At 71.6% G+C, this 14461-nt stretch carries 18 protein-coding genes; 6 read left to right on the top strand and 12 right to left on the bottom strand.

Annotation, left to right across the window (positions count from 1 at the left end):
* Positions 1–17 precede the first annotated feature (17 nt).
* From ACZ4TR_RS35340 to ACZ4TR_RS35315, 6 genes are all read right to left on the bottom strand, one after another.
* The gene (locus tag ACZ4TR_RS35340; RefSeq protein ID WP_465292229.1) at positions 18–728 is read right to left on the bottom strand and encodes an SDR family oxidoreductase; all 711 of its coding nucleotides are present in this window, start codon (positions 726–728) and stop codon (positions 18–20) included.
* Positions 725–1819 (bottom strand): DUF917 domain-containing protein, encoded by a 1095-nt coding sequence (locus tag ACZ4TR_RS35335; RefSeq protein WP_465292228.1) that lies wholly within the window; start codon positions 1817–1819, stop codon positions 725–727. The genes ACZ4TR_RS35340 and ACZ4TR_RS35335 overlap by 4 nt, the downstream gene beginning before the upstream one ends.
* Positions 1816–2886 (bottom strand): DUF917 domain-containing protein, encoded by a 1071-nt coding sequence (locus ACZ4TR_RS35330; protein ID WP_465292226.1) that lies wholly within the window; start codon positions 2884–2886, stop codon positions 1816–1818. Before ACZ4TR_RS35330 ends, ACZ4TR_RS35335 begins: the two co-directional genes overlap by 4 nt.
* Positions 2886–4427 (bottom strand): hydantoinase/oxoprolinase N-terminal domain-containing protein, encoded by a 1542-nt coding sequence (locus tag ACZ4TR_RS35325; RefSeq protein ID WP_465292224.1) that lies wholly within the window; start codon positions 4425–4427, stop codon positions 2886–2888. Before ACZ4TR_RS35325 ends, ACZ4TR_RS35330 begins: the two co-directional genes overlap by 1 nt.
* 20 nt (positions 4428–4447) lie before the next feature.
* Positions 4448–5773: a purine-cytosine permease family protein gene (locus tag ACZ4TR_RS35320; protein ID WP_465292222.1), complete on the bottom strand. Its 1326-nt coding sequence runs from the start codon at positions 5771–5773 to the stop codon at positions 4448–4450.
* A gap of 114 nt (positions 5774–5887) precedes the next feature.
* Complete coding sequence (locus tag ACZ4TR_RS35315) at positions 5888–6751, bottom strand: SDR family NAD(P)-dependent oxidoreductase (protein ID WP_465292221.1); 864 nt, start codon at positions 6749–6751, stop codon at positions 5888–5890.
* Positions 6752–6783: 32 nt separating this feature from the next.
* Here ACZ4TR_RS35315 and ACZ4TR_RS35310 point away from each other — a divergent pair, with 32 nt between their 5' ends.
* Both ACZ4TR_RS35310 and ACZ4TR_RS35305 read left to right on the top strand, forming a co-directional pair.
* The gene (locus ACZ4TR_RS35310) at positions 6784–7389 is read left to right on the top strand and encodes a TetR/AcrR family transcriptional regulator (RefSeq protein ID WP_465292219.1); all 606 of its coding nucleotides are present in this window, start codon (positions 6784–6786) and stop codon (positions 7387–7389) included.
* A 63-nt stretch (positions 7390–7452) separates the two neighbouring features.
* Complete coding sequence (locus tag ACZ4TR_RS35305) at positions 7453–8283, top strand: alpha/beta fold hydrolase (RefSeq protein ID WP_465292217.1); 831 nt, start codon at positions 7453–7455, stop codon at positions 8281–8283.
* Here ACZ4TR_RS35305 and ACZ4TR_RS35300 read toward each other — a convergent pair.
* Positions 8270–8641 carry a DUF742 domain-containing protein gene (locus ACZ4TR_RS35300; protein WP_364524812.1) on the bottom strand — a complete coding sequence of 124 codons (372 nt, stop codon included), beginning with the start codon at positions 8639–8641 and terminating at the stop codon, positions 8270–8272. The genes ACZ4TR_RS35305 and ACZ4TR_RS35300 overlap by 14 nt on opposite strands.
* Positions 8642–8743: 102 nt before the next feature.
* A complete protein-coding gene (locus ACZ4TR_RS35295; RefSeq protein WP_465292215.1) occupies positions 8744–9064 on the bottom strand; it encodes a LacI family DNA-binding transcriptional regulator in 321 nt (106 codons plus the stop codon).
* Between the two features lie 60 nt (positions 9065–9124).
* Here ACZ4TR_RS35295 and ACZ4TR_RS35290 point away from each other — a divergent pair, with 60 nt between their 5' ends.
* The gene (locus ACZ4TR_RS35290) at positions 9125–9445 is read left to right on the top strand and encodes a hypothetical protein (RefSeq protein WP_465292213.1); all 321 of its coding nucleotides are present in this window, start codon (positions 9125–9127) and stop codon (positions 9443–9445) included.
* A 79-nt stretch (positions 9446–9524) separates the two neighbouring features.
* Here ACZ4TR_RS35290 and ACZ4TR_RS35285 read toward each other — a convergent pair whose 3' ends face one another.
* Positions 9525–10886: an NAD-dependent succinate-semialdehyde dehydrogenase gene (locus tag ACZ4TR_RS35285; RefSeq protein WP_465292211.1), complete on the bottom strand. Its 1362-nt coding sequence runs from the start codon at positions 10884–10886 to the stop codon at positions 9525–9527.
* Positions 10887–11102: 216 nt separating this feature from the next.
* Here ACZ4TR_RS35285 and ACZ4TR_RS35280 point away from each other — a divergent pair, with 216 nt between their 5' ends.
* Positions 11103–11432: a hypothetical protein gene (locus ACZ4TR_RS35280; RefSeq protein ID WP_465292209.1), complete on the top strand. Its 330-nt coding sequence runs from the start codon at positions 11103–11105 to the stop codon at positions 11430–11432.
* A gap of 139 nt (positions 11433–11571) precedes the next feature.
* Positions 11572–12027, top strand: a complete 456-nt coding sequence (locus tag ACZ4TR_RS35275) for a hypothetical protein (protein ID WP_465292208.1) — start codon at positions 11572–11574, stop codon at positions 12025–12027.
* On the opposite strand, the gene ACZ4TR_RS35270 is transcribed toward ACZ4TR_RS35275, so the two are convergent.
* A complete protein-coding gene (locus ACZ4TR_RS35270) occupies positions 11982–12419 on the bottom strand; it encodes a L,D-transpeptidase (RefSeq protein ID WP_465292207.1) in 438 nt (145 codons plus the stop codon). The two genes, ACZ4TR_RS35275 and ACZ4TR_RS35270, sit on opposite strands and share 46 nt — an antisense overlap.
* Before the next feature lie 69 nt (positions 12420–12488).
* On the bottom strand, positions 12489–13409 hold the full coding sequence (locus ACZ4TR_RS35265; protein ID WP_364524828.1) for a hypothetical protein: 921 nt from the start codon (positions 13407–13409) through the stop codon (positions 12489–12491).
* Between the two features lie 258 nt (positions 13410–13667).
* On the opposite strand from ACZ4TR_RS35265, the gene ACZ4TR_RS35260 reads away from it, so the two are divergent.
* On the top strand, positions 13668–13973 hold the full coding sequence (locus tag ACZ4TR_RS35260; protein ID WP_364524832.1) for a hypothetical protein: 306 nt from the start codon (positions 13668–13670) through the stop codon (positions 13971–13973).
* 1 nt (position 13974) lies between these two features.
* Here the strand turns inward: ACZ4TR_RS35260 and ACZ4TR_RS35255 are convergent, their stop codons facing one another.
* Positions 13975–14427, bottom strand: a complete 453-nt coding sequence (locus ACZ4TR_RS35255; RefSeq protein WP_465292205.1) for a nuclear transport factor 2 family protein — start codon at positions 14425–14427, stop codon at positions 13975–13977.
* Positions 14428–14461: the final 34 nt, after the last annotated feature.

The following is a 14461-nucleotide window of genomic DNA, read 5'->3' as shown; positions in this document are numbered from 1 at the left end:
GACCACAGTAGACGAGCTCAGCGCAGGGCGTACCCACCGTCGGGGTAGAGCGTCGACCCGGTCGTGTAGGTGCTGCCGAACAGGTACAGCACGGCATCGGCCACTTCGGACTCCTTCCCGACGCGGTGCAGCAGCGTGTCCGCGCGGTACTGCGCGAAGCTCGCCTCCCGCACGTCCGCGGGCCGCCCGGCCCACAGGTTGCCGTCGATGGTCCCCGGCGCGACGACGTTCACCCGGACCGGGGCCAGCTCGACCGCGAGCCCGCGGCCGAGCCCTTCGACCGCCGCGTTGCAGGCGACGTACGCGGGTGCCGCACCCGGCGGCCGGACGCTCGCCGCCCCGGACATCAGCACGATGGACGCGTCGGGAGCCAACCGCGGCGCCGCGTGCTTGACGGCGTGGTACTGGCCCCAGAACTTCGTCACGAACGGGCTGGCGGCGTCGGAGTCGCTCAGCTCCCGCAGCGGCCCGACCGTGTACGACGCGCCGGGCGTGAAGAGGTGGTCGACACGGTCGAGAGCACCGAAGAACGCGGCCAGCGATTCCTGGTCGGTGCTGTCGACCACCTGCCAGGTGCCACCGACCTCCTTCGCCGCCGTCGCCAGCTTCTCCGGCGTCCGCCCGCCGAGGTGGACCGAAGCACCCGCGGCGGCAGAGCGCCGGGCCACTTCCAGCCCGATGCCGGAACCGCCACCGATGATCACGACGTGCTTCCCGGCCAAGCTCATCCGATCTCCTCCACGGGGACGAAGTCGTGCGGCAACCCGAAAGCGCCCGGCCCGAAGGTGTCCAGTGCCTCGGGCGTGCGCATCAGCGGCGGGGTCGAGATGCCGACGACGGTGACGCGCTGGCCGTACCGCAGCGTCTCGGTGGTGATCGGCTCGGCCGTCGCGGCCTCCAGCACGCAGATCAGGTCGGGCACCACGCACCGCACGGAGCCGTCCACAGTGGCCAGCAGGTTCTCGTTCTGGAACAGGATCTCCAGCTTGCTCGAGCCGTCGAACGACACCGCCGCGGCGCGTCCGCGGGCGAAGCCCGCCTCCGTCCGGCGCTCCACATCGGACACCTTGCCGCGGAACAGCACCCGCAGGTGCTGGTACGGCGTCGAGCGCAACGCCGTGGCCAGCCGGTCGACCGGATCCTCGTTGCGTTCACGCGCGAACCGGATCGTCCGGCCCACCGTCAAGGCCAGCGAAAGCGTTTGCGGCACGGCGGTCCGCTTGACGTCGGCGCCGCTCATCGCGTACTCGGCGATGTGCGCGACGCCGCCGAGCCGGATGGTGACGCCGCGGGCCAGCCACTCCATCCGCTTGTTGTCCGCGCCGGTGTCGATCACCGTCGTCTCGCCGCGTTCACCGCCGATCGCCATCGGCGACCCCGTGACGCCGTAGACGCCGAACGTCTCCATCTGCAGTTCGGGGAACGCCCGGCCCATGCCGTCCGCGTCGACGACGGGCAGCCCGAGCCGGGCACCGACGATCAGCGGGATCATCGAGTTGATGCCGCCGCACTCGATCGGCATGGTCGCGTCCGCGCGCCGGCCGAGGTGCTTCTCCAGCGTCCGCAGCGCCAGCACGGGTTCGGCGCCGTTGGGCAGCTTCTCGTGCACCACGGTCGGCGCGCCCATCTGCGCGGTCGGGATCACCAGCGCGTCGTCGTCCACTTCGGACGGATCCAGGATGGTGATCGGCCCGTGCTCGCGGATCGCCTCGCGCACGAGCAGCCGCCCGACGTACGGGTCGCCGCCCCCGCCGGTGCCGAGCACGGCGGCGCCGCGGGCGAGGTCGGGCAGGTCGGCCTCGGTCAGGGTCCAGCTCACCCGGTCACCCCGATCGGGTCGATGTCGTAGCCGAAGTACCGCGGCCCGGCGAGCGCGATGCCCTCCGGCGTGTGCCAGCGCGGGTCGGCGGGCGCGGCGATGACCGTGACGCGCTGGCCGAACCGCAGGCCCTCGGTCGTGACGGCTTCCCCGGTCTCCCGCTCCAGCGTGCAGATCAGGTCGGGGACCGACGCCTCGACGACGCCGTCGCGCTCGGCCACCAGGTGCTCGTTCTGGAACCGCAGCACCAGCTCGGCGCCGGTGTCACCGTCCATTCCGGACAGCCGGGCCTCGCCGCGGGCGAAGCCGGTGACCGTCCGGCGCGCGACGTCGACGACCTTGCCGGTGAACAGCCGGCGGCCACCCAAGCGGGAAACGACCCGCGAAACCGGATCGGCGTGCTCCTCACGCGCCGCCCGGACCAGCGCGCCCAGCTCGGCGCAGAGGCTGAGCGTGCCCGGTACCAGCGACTCGCGCGCCTGGGACCCGGACATCGCGTAGTTGCTGATCATCGCCGAGCAGCCCATGTCGATGGTCGCCGAGCGGGCCAGCCGCTCGGCCCAGTGGTTGTCGACGGTATCCAATACTCCGCGGTTGCCCTTTTCGTCGGCAATCGACATCGGCGTCGCCCGGATTCCGTACAGTGTGGGAAGTACCATCTGCAGTTCCGGGAACGCGCGGCCCATGCCGTCGGCGTCGACCAGCGGCAACCCGAGCTGCGCCGCCGCGACGACCGGGATGAGCGAGTTGACCCCGCCCGCCTCGGCGCACGCGATGTGCGTCAGCTCCTTGCCGAGGTAGCCGGCGAGCGTGCGCGCGGCCAGCCCCACCTGCTCCGCCGACGGCAGTTTCTCGACCATCACCGTCGGCGCACCCATCATCGCGACCGGCAGCACGACGGCGTCGTCCGGCACCTCCGCCAGCGGAACCAGCGGCACCGGCCCGTGCGAGCGGACCGCGGACAGCGCGAGCAGCCGCCCGATATACGGGTCTCCCCCGCCACCGGTGCCGAGGATCGCCGCGCCGCGCGCGATGTCGTGCAGGTCGTTCTCGGTGATCTCGCGCATCACGCCCCCAGCTGCAGGTCGCCGACGGCCTTGGCGCGGATGCGCGTGGCGTTGCCGGGCAGGTACGGGATGGGCACCTCGTCGAAGTCGACGATGCCGACCGACGCCGGCGACGCACCGGCGGCGACCGCGCGATCGATGGCCTCCTGCTTCGCCTCCTCGACGACGGCCTCGCGACGGCCGGGTTCGATCACGTAGACGCGGTCGACCTCACCGCCGATCTGGGCGATGGCCGCGCCGATCGCGTTGGCCACGGCGTAGTTCTCCGGCCGGTGCACCTCGCCGCACCCGGCCAGCTCGTCCGGCAGCAGCACCGAACCGCCGCCGACCGCCACGACCGGCAGCGGCTCCGCGGACGTCCGCATCCGTTCGACCACATCGGACACGTCGGCGGCGATCTTGTCCAGCGCCGCCCGGACCAGCGAGCGGTCGAGGTGGGCGACCAGCGAGGCGTCCCCGATGTCGGCTCGTCCCGCCGCGACCGCGATGTCGGTCGCGGTGAGCGTGTCCCCGCCGAAGACCAGCGCCTTCGACGTCAGTTCGTAGCCGACCGAATCCGGGCCCACCGTGACGTTCCCGCGCACGCGGCTGCCGCCGCCGATGCCGATCGAGAGGACGTCCGGCATCCGGAAGTTGGTGCGGATGCCCGCGACGCTGACGTCCGTGGTCGCCTCGCGCGGGAACCCTTGCCGCAGCACGCCGACGTCCGAAGTCGTGCCGCCGACGTCGACCACCGCGCAGGTGTCCAAACCGGACAGCACGGCCGCGCCGCGCATCGAGTTCGTCGGCCCGGACGCGAAGGTGGCCACCGGGTACCGGCGGGCGAAGTCGACGTCCATCAGCGTGCCGTCGTTCTGGCTCAGGTACAGCGGCGCGGTGATGCCCGCGCCGGTGACCGACGCGGACAGCCCGTCGACGATGTGCGCGGCCAGCTCGCGCAGCGCCGCGTTGATCACCGTCGCGTTTTCCCGCTCCAGCAAGCCGATCCGGCCGATCTCGTGGGACAGCGAGATCGCGACGTCCGGCAGCTGCGCGCCGATGATCTCGGCCGCGCGGGCCTCGAACTCGGCGTTGACCGGGGAGAAGACCGAGGTGATCGCGACGCTGCGCACCCCGGCTTCCGCCATGTCGTCGGCGGCCTTGCGCAGCTCGCTCTCGTCGAGCTCCGCGATGTGGCGGCCGTCGAACTCGTGTCCACCGTGGACCAGGTAGCTGCGCCCCGACACCGCGTCGACGAGCCGCTGCGGCCAGTCGACCATCGGCGGCAGCGACGCCCCGGCCGGCAGGCTCAGCCGCACGGCCGCGGTCGGCGCGAGCCGGTGGGCCTCGACGAGGGCGTTGATGAAGTGCGTGGTGCCGATCATCACCGCCCGCACCGCCGCCGGGTCGAACGCGCGTTGCCGCTGCAGGCCGTCGATCGCGGCGACGATGCCCGAGGTAACGTCCGCGGTGGTGCTGGTCTTGACCGAGGCGAGCACCTGACGGCCGTCGAGCAGGACAGCGTCGGTGTTGGTGCCGCCGACGTCGATGCCGATGCGCACGAAGATTCTCCTTGGAGGACTCAGACGACGGGAGCGGGCCGGGCGTCGGCGGTCCGGCTGCTGCCGATCCCCCGCACCAGGCCGAGCTTCCCGGCGACGACGTACAGGACGAAGGCCACGACGAGCGAGTTGATGCTCGGCAGGCCCCACTCGACGAACTCGCCGAAGAGCGCGGCGGCAACCCAGACGACGAGCGTCGCGGGCACCCACACCGGGGCGTCTTCGGGCACCGTGCCGCGGGCGCGGGCGGCTTCCAGGTCACCGCGCCACTTCTTCACGACGAAGTACTCGGCGACCATGATCCCGGCGATCGGCGGGAACGCGACGCCCAGCACGGTGAGGAAGTCGGTGAACTTCGCCAGGATCCCGGCCGCGGCGAGCACGCTGCCGGCCAGGCCGAGCACCGCCGTGACGAGCCCGCGGTGGGCCTTGCGGCCGGACACCGTGCCGATGAAGTTCACGACACCGAGGCCCGAGGAGTAGAGGTTCCAGTCGTTGATCTTCATCGTGCCGGCGATGACGATCAGCAGCCCGATCCAGCCGACCGACGACGTCACGATGGTCGTGATGCCGGCGCTGCCGACGGCGTGCGCGAGCAGGACGCCGGACAGGCCGATGACGTACTCGCCGAGCGTGATCCCGACGAGCGTCTGCTTGACGACGTCGGCGGTGGTGCGGTTGAAGCGGGTCATGTCGGGCGTGATGACGGCACCGACGATGAAGCCGCCGGCGACCAGCGTGGTGCCCTGCAGCAGGCTCAGCGACGGCCCGGGCGGGGCCGACGAGACGAGCGTGCCGAGGTCGTGGCGGGTCAGTTCCGAGATGACCGACCAGCCGACGAGGACGAGGAAGGCCGGCACGGTCAGGTACGCCGTCCAGGCCATGGAGTGGAAGCCCCGCACCACGATCGCGGTGACGAGCAGGCCGAACAGCAGCGCCCAGCCCCACTCCGGCAGGCCGCCGATGAGCGCGACGAGACCTTGGGCGGAGACCGCGGACTGGATGCCGAACCAGCCGATGAGGCTGATCCCGATGGCGAGCCCGATGAGCGCCGAGCCGCCGCGGCCGAAGCCGGTCCAGCGGGCGATCATGGACGTGGACAGACCTTCGCGGACGCCGATGACGCCGACGAGGATCGTGATGAGCTCCAGGATGACCGAGCCGAGGGTGAAGGCCAGGACCGCGTTCCAGAAGCTCATCCCGAAGCCGACGGTGGCTCCGAGCAGGAACTGGGACAAGGCGGACACCTGGCCGAACCGCTGGACGGCGACCGACCACCACGAGTACCGGGCGTGCTCCGGCACTCTGGTGAGGGCATAGTCATCGACACCGACTGTTGAGGCCACGCCGACCTCCTTATCCGGGAAGGGAAACGGTTCCCCGCACCGTAGGCAGCGGTCCCCCCGGCGTCACCGTGCGATGTGCACAGCCACGCAGTCAGCGCTGTGCGAAGTGCACGGTCAACCGACGGGATCCACACCGGTCAGCGTGACACTTTCCGCCCACAGGCGCCCGGCGGCGGCGTCGTCGGTCAGGTTCGTCCAGCGCTCTTCGAGGCGGGGACGGCCGCGCAGGCCGAACACGCGCGGGCCCCACAGCTGCCCGCCGGTGACGTCCGGGCCGAGCACCGCGCGGACGGCGGGCCGCGCGCCGGCGTCCTTGCCCTGCAGCAGCAGGCTCGCGGGCCGGCCGCGCAGCCACTGGCCGCCGGTGCGGACGTGCACCGGCGGGCGTGACGGCGTCAGCGAGTCGAGCGCGCCGCCGGGGTGGGCCACCACGCTCAGCCGCTTCGAACCGGCTGCACGCAACCGCCGGTCGAGTTCGAAGGCGAAGAGCATCTGCGCCAGCTTGGACCGTTCGTAGGCGCGCTTCGGCTGGTAGTCGCGCTCGCTCTGGAGGTCGGCGAAGTCGAGGCTCGCGGACTTCGCCGCGAAGCTGCCGGTGGTGACGATGCGCGCGTCCGGCGCCAGCCGCGGCATCAGCCGGGCGATCAGCGCGAAGTGGCCGAGGTGGTTGGTGCCGAACATCAGCTCGTGGCCGCTTCGAGTTTCGCGTCGCGGCGGGTGGTCCAGCATCACCCCCGCGTTGCAGACGACGGCGTCGAGCGCGCCGGGGTCGACCGCTTCGAGCGAGGCCAGGTCGGCGAGGTCGAGCGGGACGTGCTCGAGTTTCGCCCCGGCGACCTGCGAGCGGATGGCCGCGGCCGCCGTCTCGGCCTTCGCCGGGTCACGGCTGCCGATCACCACCTCCGCGCCCGCGGAGGCCAGCTGCTCGGCGGCGAAGTAGCCGATCCCGGCGTTGCCCCCGGTCACCAGCACCCGCATCGGCGTCCCCTCCCCGTGCCAAGCTGTCCGCCATGGACAACGCTACCGGCTACCGGCGGTCGGCCGGCTCGGCCCGCGGCGAGGCCCGGCGCCGGGAGCTGCTGGCGAAGATCACCGACGACGTCGCCGAGAACGGTCTCGTCGACTTCTCGCTGCGCCGTGCGGCGCGGTCGGCGGGGACGACGCACAAGGTGCTGCTGTACCACTTCGACGGTGTCGAAGACCTGCTGCGGCAGGTGGTCTTCGCCTTGCGGGAACGACGGATCGGCAACGCGCTGACCGCGGTCGCCGCCTCGTCGTCGACGCTGGCCGGCCGCGTCCGCGCCGCCTGGGAGAGCCTCCGCGACGAGGAGTCGGAGCTGCGGCGCGTCCTCGACCAGGCGATGGGCCTGGCGATGTACGACCCGGGCCGATACGCCGCGCTCGGCCGTGGCGCGTCTCAGCAGTACCTGCCGACGCTGGAGTCGTTCTGCCCGCCCGGCTGGCCGGAGCAGCGGAAGTTCGAGGTCGCTTCGATGATCCTCGCGACCCTGCGCGGTTTCCTCGTCGACCTGCTGACCAGCGACGACGGCTCCGGCGCCGAGGCCGGGTTCGCGGCGTTGCTGCGCGCGGTCGAACGAGAGGAAGCGGCTCCCTGATCCTCGACAGTTTGCGAACCACGTGGTTCACTTCTGCCCGGGGGACTTCACTGGGAGGCCGGGATGCAGGTCGAGCTGTCCGCGGGAACCGTCGAGTACACCGACACGGGCGGGCCGGGCCCGGTCGTCGTCTTCGTCCACGGCCTGCTGATGGACGGCTCGCTGTGGGACGGCCCGGTCGCCGCGCTGGACGACCACCGCTGCGTGGTCCCGACCCTGCCGCTGGGCGCGCACCGCGTGCCGATACGTGCCGGCGCCGACCTTTCGCTGCCCGGCATCGCCGCTCTGCTGGCGGAATTCCTCGAGCGTCTCGACCTGCGGGACGTCACGCTCGCCGGCGTCGACACCGGGGGCGCGCTGGTGCAGCTGCTGATGGTCGCGGGCGAGCCCCGGATCAGCCGGGTGGTGCTGGCTTCGTGCGACGCGTTCGACAACTTCCCGCCCGGGCTCACCGGCAAGACGTTGTTCCTCACGGGGAAGCTGTCGCCGGGCCTGTTCGGGCTGTTCATGCAGCAGATGCGGCTGCGCGCGGTCCGCCGGCTGCCCATCGCGTTCGGCTGGCTGACGAAGCGGGGTGACGCGGTGTCCGCCCGCTGGATCCGGCCGGTGCTCTCGCAAGCGGGTATCCGCCGCGACACGGTTCGCGTCCTGCGTGCGGCGGCCGCGTCGCCGGGGATCCTGCTGGACGTGGCCGAGCGGCTCCCGGCCTTCGACCGGCCGGTGCTGGTGGTGTGGGCGCGCGAAGACCGCGTGATGCCCCCCGAGCACGGTGAACGGCTGGCGGCGTTGCTGCCGAAGGGAAAGCTCGTCGAGGTGGACGACAGCTACACGCTGGTCCCGCTGGATCAGCCGGCGGGGTTCGCGCGGCTGGTCCGGGAGTTCACAGCCGGCTGAGGCCGTGCAGGATGCGTTCCATCAGTTCGAGGCTCGGCCGGTTCCCCGACCCCTTCCGCGCGGTGTTGTGCACGGCGACGATCCCCCGGTCCGCCAGGTCGGACAGCAGCACCCGCGCCACCCCCAGCGGGATCCGCCGCCGCGCCGCGACCTCGGCGACCGACTGCGACGTCCGGAGCAGCGCGCAGATCTCCGTCTCCTCCTGCGTGCTCCCCCGCACGACGGCCCGCCCGCGCTGGGTGATCGACACGAGCGTCTCGATCGGCAGGTCCCGGGTCGGGCGGGTTCGGCCATGGGTGCGGAAGTACGGGCGGACCATCCCCGCCCCGCCTTCTTCGAGCACGGACCCCCAGTGCACAGCCAGCTCCTCACGGCGATTAATCCTTGTCGGCGATTATTTGACCTAAAGATCGAGTAGGCCGCAATCGACCGAACAGAGCAACGCCGGAAGATCAGCAGGTCAGCGCACCGACGGCGGGGCGGTACTGCCGCGAAGGACTAGTCGAGTCCCGAGAATCGACGGCGATGTCGCGATTTTTCCGCCGGACAACCTTGCCAGGAGCAGCCCGCCCGCCCACGCGCCGAGCTCGGCCACGGGCTGCGCGACCGTGCTCAGCTCGAGCAGGTCGGCGAGGTCGTGATCGTCGAACCCGAGCACCGAGACGTCCTCCGGCACCCGCAGCCCGGCCCGGCGCAGCGTCCGCAGCGCCCCGAACGCCATTTCGTCCGACGCGGCGAACACCGCGGTCGGCCGGCGGGGCAGGCCGAGGAGGGCACCCATCGCCTCTTCCCCGCCAAGCCGCAGGACCTGGCCCACTTCAAGTGGACGCGCTACCCGTCGGTGGTCGCCGGTCAGCCCAGCCGCGTCACGATCGGCGGGTTCACCCTGGCGGTTTCCACGTATTCGCAGCACAAGCCGGAGGCGTTCGAAGCGGCGCTGCGCCTGCGCAACGCGACTTCGCACCGGCGGACCCCCCGGTCGAACCCCACGATGGCCGACCAGTACCCGATGAAGGGCGACATCCAGGCAGCCCTGACGAACGCGGCGGTCCGCCCGCTCGCGCCGGCGTACCAGAACCTGTCGACGGTGATCTCGAAGGTCCTGTCACCCCGGCGGAGATCGACGTCGAGGCAACGGCGAGCGAACTGCGCGAGCGGTTGACGGACGCGCTGAACTCGCGGGGCATCATCCCGTAGGCCGTCCCGCCTGGGTGGGGACGGCGCTCGGCCCCCATCACCGCTCAAAGCCGGATGGGCTTCCTGTTCATGAACTCCTCGATGCCCAGCGGCCCCAGCTCCCGCCCGATGCCCGACCGCTTGATGCCGCCGAAAGGCAAATCCGCCTCGGACCCGCCCGACTTGTTCAGGTAGACCATCCCCGCCTCGATGCGGCGGGCCACCCGGACCGCCCGTTCGCGGTCCGTGCCGAACACGCTCGCGCCCAGGCCGAACGGCGTGTCGTTGGCCAGCGCGATCGCCTCCTCCTCCGTCTCCGCGCGGAACACCAGCACCACCGGGCCGAAGATCTCCTCGTGGTAGGCCGCCATCTCCGGGGTCACGTCGGTGAGCACCGTCGCCTCCAGGTACGCGCCCGGGCCGGGGACGCGGCGGCCGCCCGCGCGCAGTGTCGCGCCCTCGTGGATCGCCTTCTCGACCTGGGCCGCCACCTCGTCGGCCGCCGCGGTCGAGGCCAGGGGCGGCAGCGTCGTCGCCGGGTCGGCCGGGTCGCCCGGTACGTAGTACTCCGCGACGCGCTTGGCCAGCCGGTCGACGAACTCGTCGTAGAGCTCGCCCAGCACGATCATCCGCTTGGGCGCGTTGCACGACTGGCCGCAGTTGCGCATGCGGGCGGTCGCGGTGACCTTGACCGTCTCGTCCAGGTCGTCGGTGTCCAGCACGATCAGCGGGTCGGACCCGCCCAGCTCCAGGACGCACTTCTTGAGGTTCCGCCCGGCCTCGGCCGCGACGGAGATCCCGGCCTGTTCGCTGCCGGTCAGCGAGACGCCGACCAGGCGCGGGTCGGCGAGCATCCACGGGACCTGGCGGCTCGACGCGAACACGTTCACGTACGCGTCCGCGGGCACGCCGGCGTCCCGCAGCACGCTCTCGATCGCCGTCGCCGAACGCGGGCAGATCGACGCGTGCTTGAGCAGGATCGTGTTGCCCAGCACCAGGTTCGGCGCGACGAACCGGGCGACCTGGTAGGCCGGGAAGTTCCACGGCATGACGCCGAGCAGCGCCCCGATCGGCTCCTTCGTCAGCACGGCTTCGCCGCCGCGGATCGGGAGGGGCTCGTCGGCCAGCAGGTCCGGGCCGCGTTCGCCGTAGTACCGGAAGATGTCGACGACGACGCCGACCTCGCCGCGGCCCTCGTTGATCCGCTTGCCCATTTCGAGGGTCATGACCGCGGCCAGCTCGTCGGCGCGTTCGGCGAACAGCTCCGCCGCGCGCAGCACGATCGCGGCCCGCTCGCCGACCGGCCGGGCGCGCCAGGCCGCGAACCCGGCGTGGACGCGGCTGATCGCGGCGCGGACCTCCTCGTCGGTCGCGTTCGGGATCTCCTCCACGAGTTCACCGGTGGCGGGGTTGGTGACGGAATACATGGCGGTCTCCTCTGCCCACAGTCGCCTACTGCATACTGTATACAGCATGGGGCGGACAATCGACACCCGCGCGGCGGTACCACGCACGGCGTGATCGACTATCGTTTTCGCATGACGCTGGAGATCACCGGCGGAACACCTTTCTCCGCCCTGGCAACGAATAGCTGGACCCGTCGCTACGCAGGAGGCGCGGTCACGTTCGGTTGCCCCGGGCGCATGTACGAACGCGCACCGCGGGTTTGGGGCGGCCGCGGTCTGGGCCTGCCCGAAGACGAGCTGCCGGCCTTCGCCGGCCAGCTCAAGCGCGTCATGAAGCACGAGGCGTACTGGCTGGCGCGAGCGGAGTGCCCGGACCGCCGGGCGGGCGACGCCGCGCGCTGGTCCCCAGGCCGCTACGACGACGAAGACGGCTTCGTCTACTTCGCCGGACCGTGCACCCACGGCGACCCGTGGCCGGGGTACCGGCCGGCGCGGAGCTTCACGATCGCCTTGCCCCAGGTCCGCGGCCTGCGCATCCGCGTCGCCGCCTACCTGGCCGCCGGCTGAGGCCGGCAAAGTCGCCCGGCCTGCCGCCCCCAGCGCCGGTCGACCGGAGTGGCGCCGCTGCCAAACGAATCCGGCCGCGGCGGTCGGGCAGACGACATGAAAGGGTCGTTCATGTCGTCCACGAGGTGAAAGGTCGTTCATGACATCGCCGCGCGACGCCGCCCGAGCCGGAGCCCTCGCCGCAATCCTCAGCGGGATACCGTCGACCGCCCACGCCCTCTTCACCGGCCGCGACCTGCTCGCCGCGACCCGCGCCGCCGGGACGCTTCTGCCCGGCCGGCGCGACCGGCCCGGCGTCGCCGCCGGGCTGGTCGCGCACGTCGTCGTCTCGGCCGCCTGGACCGGGGTCCTCGCCGCGATCGCCCGCCGCCACCGTCTCGGACTGCTCCGGGGCGCGGCGGCCGGGTTCGTGATCGCGGCGCTGGACCTGGGCGTAGCCGGCCGGGCCTACCCGGCCGTGCGGGCGCTTCCCCGCGCCCCGCAGGTCCTGGACCACGTGGTCTTCGGCGCCGTCACCGGCGCCCTCCTCGACCGTCCACACAGGACGGATCAGGGCACCACCTGGACGACGTCACCGGGGTGCAGCGAGTTGTAGAACGTCACCGCTGCCGCGTGCGAAAGGTGCACGCACCCGTGCGACTTGACCTTCAGGCTGCCCTGGTGGAACGCCACGCCGGTGTTCGTGAAGAACACCGAGTACGGCATCGGCCCGTTGTACTGCTTGCTGTAGTGGTCGATGTCCTTGTACTGCACGTGGAACGTCCCGACCGGAGTCGGGTACTTCGCCAGCCCGACGGTGATCGGGACGCCGCCGTAGGTGACGTTCCCGGCGCCGTCCGTCAGCCACGCCGTATTCGAACTGCGCTGGACACAGGCCTTCGCGGCGGCGTCGCACGGCGTCGATGCCGCTTCGGCCGTCCCCGCGAACGCCAGGGTCCCCGCCATCGCGGCGACCCCGCCCAGTAGTGCGATCATCCTCCGGTTCATCGTGTGCCTCCCGTTGTCGTTCGGCTACAGGAAGTAGGATGCCCCGTTTTCCGATCAACGAACCGGGCATCACTCCCGCGGTTGCGACAGCCGGAGGAATTCGTTCTGCTCGCGGTCGTAGCGCTGGGTCAGGCCGTTGCCGTAGCGGTCCCACCAGTTCGCCGTGTGGCCGCCCTGGCGGGTGGTCGTGTCCCCGTAGATCTGGCGGTCGTACTCGATGCGCGCGTCGTGGAACTCCTGCTGGAACTGCTCGGGCGTGAGGCCCTGCGCATGCTGGACCGCCGCGTCGCTGATCGTGTTCGAGCTGCGGACGATGTCGTCGCCCGCCATGTGGTTGAGGATCGCGCGCACCCCGCCGGCGCCGCGCATGTGCGCGCCGGACATGACCGCGGCCTGCGTGCCGGGATCGGTGAAGTTGAGCGCGCCCGCGGTGCGCGCGTTCGCTGTCATCAGGTCGGCGACGACGGCGCGCTCTTCCGCGCTGCCGATGCCGTACTGCTCGCGCGCCGCGATGATCCGGTCGTAGCCGTTGTGCATGTTCTGCCGGAAGCCGTACGCCTCCGGCACGCCGCCCTGTTCCCCCGTCGCGCCTTCGGAGCGCATGATCGAGTCGACGACCCGCGGGTCGAGCTGCTGCGGCGCCGCCGCGGCCGCCGCTCCCCCGCCACCGCCCTGGGCGGCGTCCTGGCCACCGCCGTAGGCCTGCGCGACGTCGGAGTCGGCCGCGTTGTACCCGTTCGCGGCCGTCTGGACGTTCTGGTTGACGTTCGTGATCAGGCTCAGGAACTTCTGCAGCGCGCTCCCCAGCGAAGAGTGCAACGCCGAGTTCGCGGCGGCGACCCCGCTGCCGATGCCGGCGAACGACAACGCGTCCAGCACCAGGCCCTCCAGGTCGCGGGTGGTCGACAGGAAGGACGACCCGACTTCTTCGACCGCCTTGGCGACCGTCCCCATTTCGGTGGTTTCGGCGCGGTAGGCCCCGGCACTCATGCTCTGCTCCCTCCGGACACCGGCTGTGCGCGTCGAGAATTCCTCAGCCGACGATCCCGGCACACGGCCGAATTACCCACTGCCCGAACCTCGCCTGTCGTTCATCTTCAGTTCACGCGGGGTCTCCTGGCGCGGTACCAGGTCTCCATGACTCCCCAGACGCCCGACACGGTCGCGTTCGTCCCGATCCTCGTCGAACGGGCCGCCCGCGAGTCCCTCGAGGAACCGCCGGGCCGCCACCGGCGCTAAAGTCGGGAGATGGACAAGCCCCAGGACGACCCGGACGTCGTGGACGGTGAGATCGTCGACGAGACGCCGACCGCCGCACTGGCGATCCCTTCGCCGCCGCTGCCGGACCCGGACTACAGCGAGGGCGGGGTGCCCAGCTTCGACTTCGTCCGAGACAAGATCGAGAACCGCTACACGACGTCGGTGGGCGCCACCGAGCTGGCGGGGCTGGGCACCGAGAACACCGCCGAAACCCTGGACAAGCAGATCGCCGACCGCGACCAGGCCGCCAAGGACCGGCTGGCCGAGATTCGCCGCTCGATGCGCGGCGAGTGACTCAACCGAAGATCGCGACCGGATCGCCGGTGTACCAAGCGTTTTCGATCCGCACTCGGCGCATGACCCAGCGGTCGCCGTCGCGGACCAGCGTGACGTCGTAGCGGTTCTTCAGCAGCGCGTGCCGGCCGTGGTCGTCGCTCAGCAGGTGCTGGGCCTCGACCAGGGCCGTCAGCCGCGCGGTGTCGCCGTCCACCGTGACGCGCGGGTTGGTCACCTGGTGCGTCGTGTCGACGCGGCCCTCGAACAACGCGAGGATCGTGTCGACGATCGCGTCCCGGCCCGTCATCAGCGGCGGCTCCGCACCCCAGCGCGCGGCCGCCGGCCGGAAGTCCAGCTCCGCGTCGGCGGCGAACGACGACGCGAACAGCTCCCGGTCCTTGAGGTCCTGGCCGAGGCCGAAGCGGTACAGCGCGTCGATGATTTCGGCGCGATCGCGCGGATCCGTGGTCATGTCCCCAGCCTCGCCACGCCCGCGAAGCCGATCA

Source organism: Amycolatopsis sp. NPDC028719, from assembly GCF_055565395.1.
The sequence above is the reverse complement of the archived record's forward strand: the minus strand, read 5'-3'. Positions and strand labels throughout refer to the sequence as shown.

What these genes read in the sequence shown, in the direction of transcription:
- ACZ4TR_RS35340 (WP_465292229.1), bottom strand. Translation starts at nt 728, where the DNA reads ATGAGCTTGGCCGGGAAGCACGTCGTGATCATCGGTGGCGGTTCCGGC.
- ACZ4TR_RS35330 (WP_465292226.1), bottom strand. Translation starts at nt 2,886, where the DNA reads ATGCGCGAGATCACCGAGAACGACCTGCACGACATCGCGCGCGGCGCG.
- ACZ4TR_RS35315 (WP_465292221.1), bottom strand. Translation starts at nt 6,751, where the DNA reads ATGCGGGTGCTGGTGACCGGGGGCAACGCCGGGATCGGCTACTTCGCC.
- ACZ4TR_RS35310 (WP_465292219.1), top strand. Translation starts at nt 6,784, where the DNA reads ATGGACAACGCTACCGGCTACCGGCGGTCGGCCGGCTCGGCCCGCGGC.
- ACZ4TR_RS35305 (WP_465292217.1), top strand. Translation starts at nt 7,453, where the DNA reads ATGCAGGTCGAGCTGTCCGCGGGAACCGTCGAGTACACCGACACGGGC.
- ACZ4TR_RS35295 (WP_465292215.1), bottom strand. Translation starts at nt 9,064, where the DNA reads ATGGGTGCCCTCCTCGGCCTGCCCCGCCGGCCGACCGCGGTGTTCGCC.
- ACZ4TR_RS35285 (WP_465292211.1), bottom strand. Translation starts at nt 10,886, where the DNA reads ATGTATTCCGTCACCAACCCCGCCACCGGTGAACTCGTGGAGGAGATC.
- ACZ4TR_RS35280 (WP_465292209.1), top strand. Translation starts at nt 11,103, where the DNA reads ATGTACGAACGCGCACCGCGGGTTTGGGGCGGCCGCGGTCTGGGCCTG.
- ACZ4TR_RS35275 (WP_465292208.1), top strand. Translation starts at nt 11,572, where the DNA reads ATGACATCGCCGCGCGACGCCGCCCGAGCCGGAGCCCTCGCCGCAATC.
- ACZ4TR_RS35270 (WP_465292207.1), bottom strand. Translation starts at nt 12,419, where the DNA reads ATGAACCGGAGGATGATCGCACTACTGGGCGGGGTCGCCGCGATGGCG.
- ACZ4TR_RS35265 (WP_364524828.1), bottom strand. Translation starts at nt 13,409, where the DNA reads ATGAGTGCCGGGGCCTACCGCGCCGAAACCACCGAAATGGGGACGGTC.
- ACZ4TR_RS35260 (WP_364524832.1), top strand. Translation starts at nt 13,668, where the DNA reads ATGGACAAGCCCCAGGACGACCCGGACGTCGTGGACGGTGAGATCGTC.
- ACZ4TR_RS35255 (WP_465292205.1), bottom strand. Translation starts at nt 14,427, where the DNA reads ATGACCACGGATCCGCGCGATCGCGCCGAAATCATCGACGCGCTGTAC.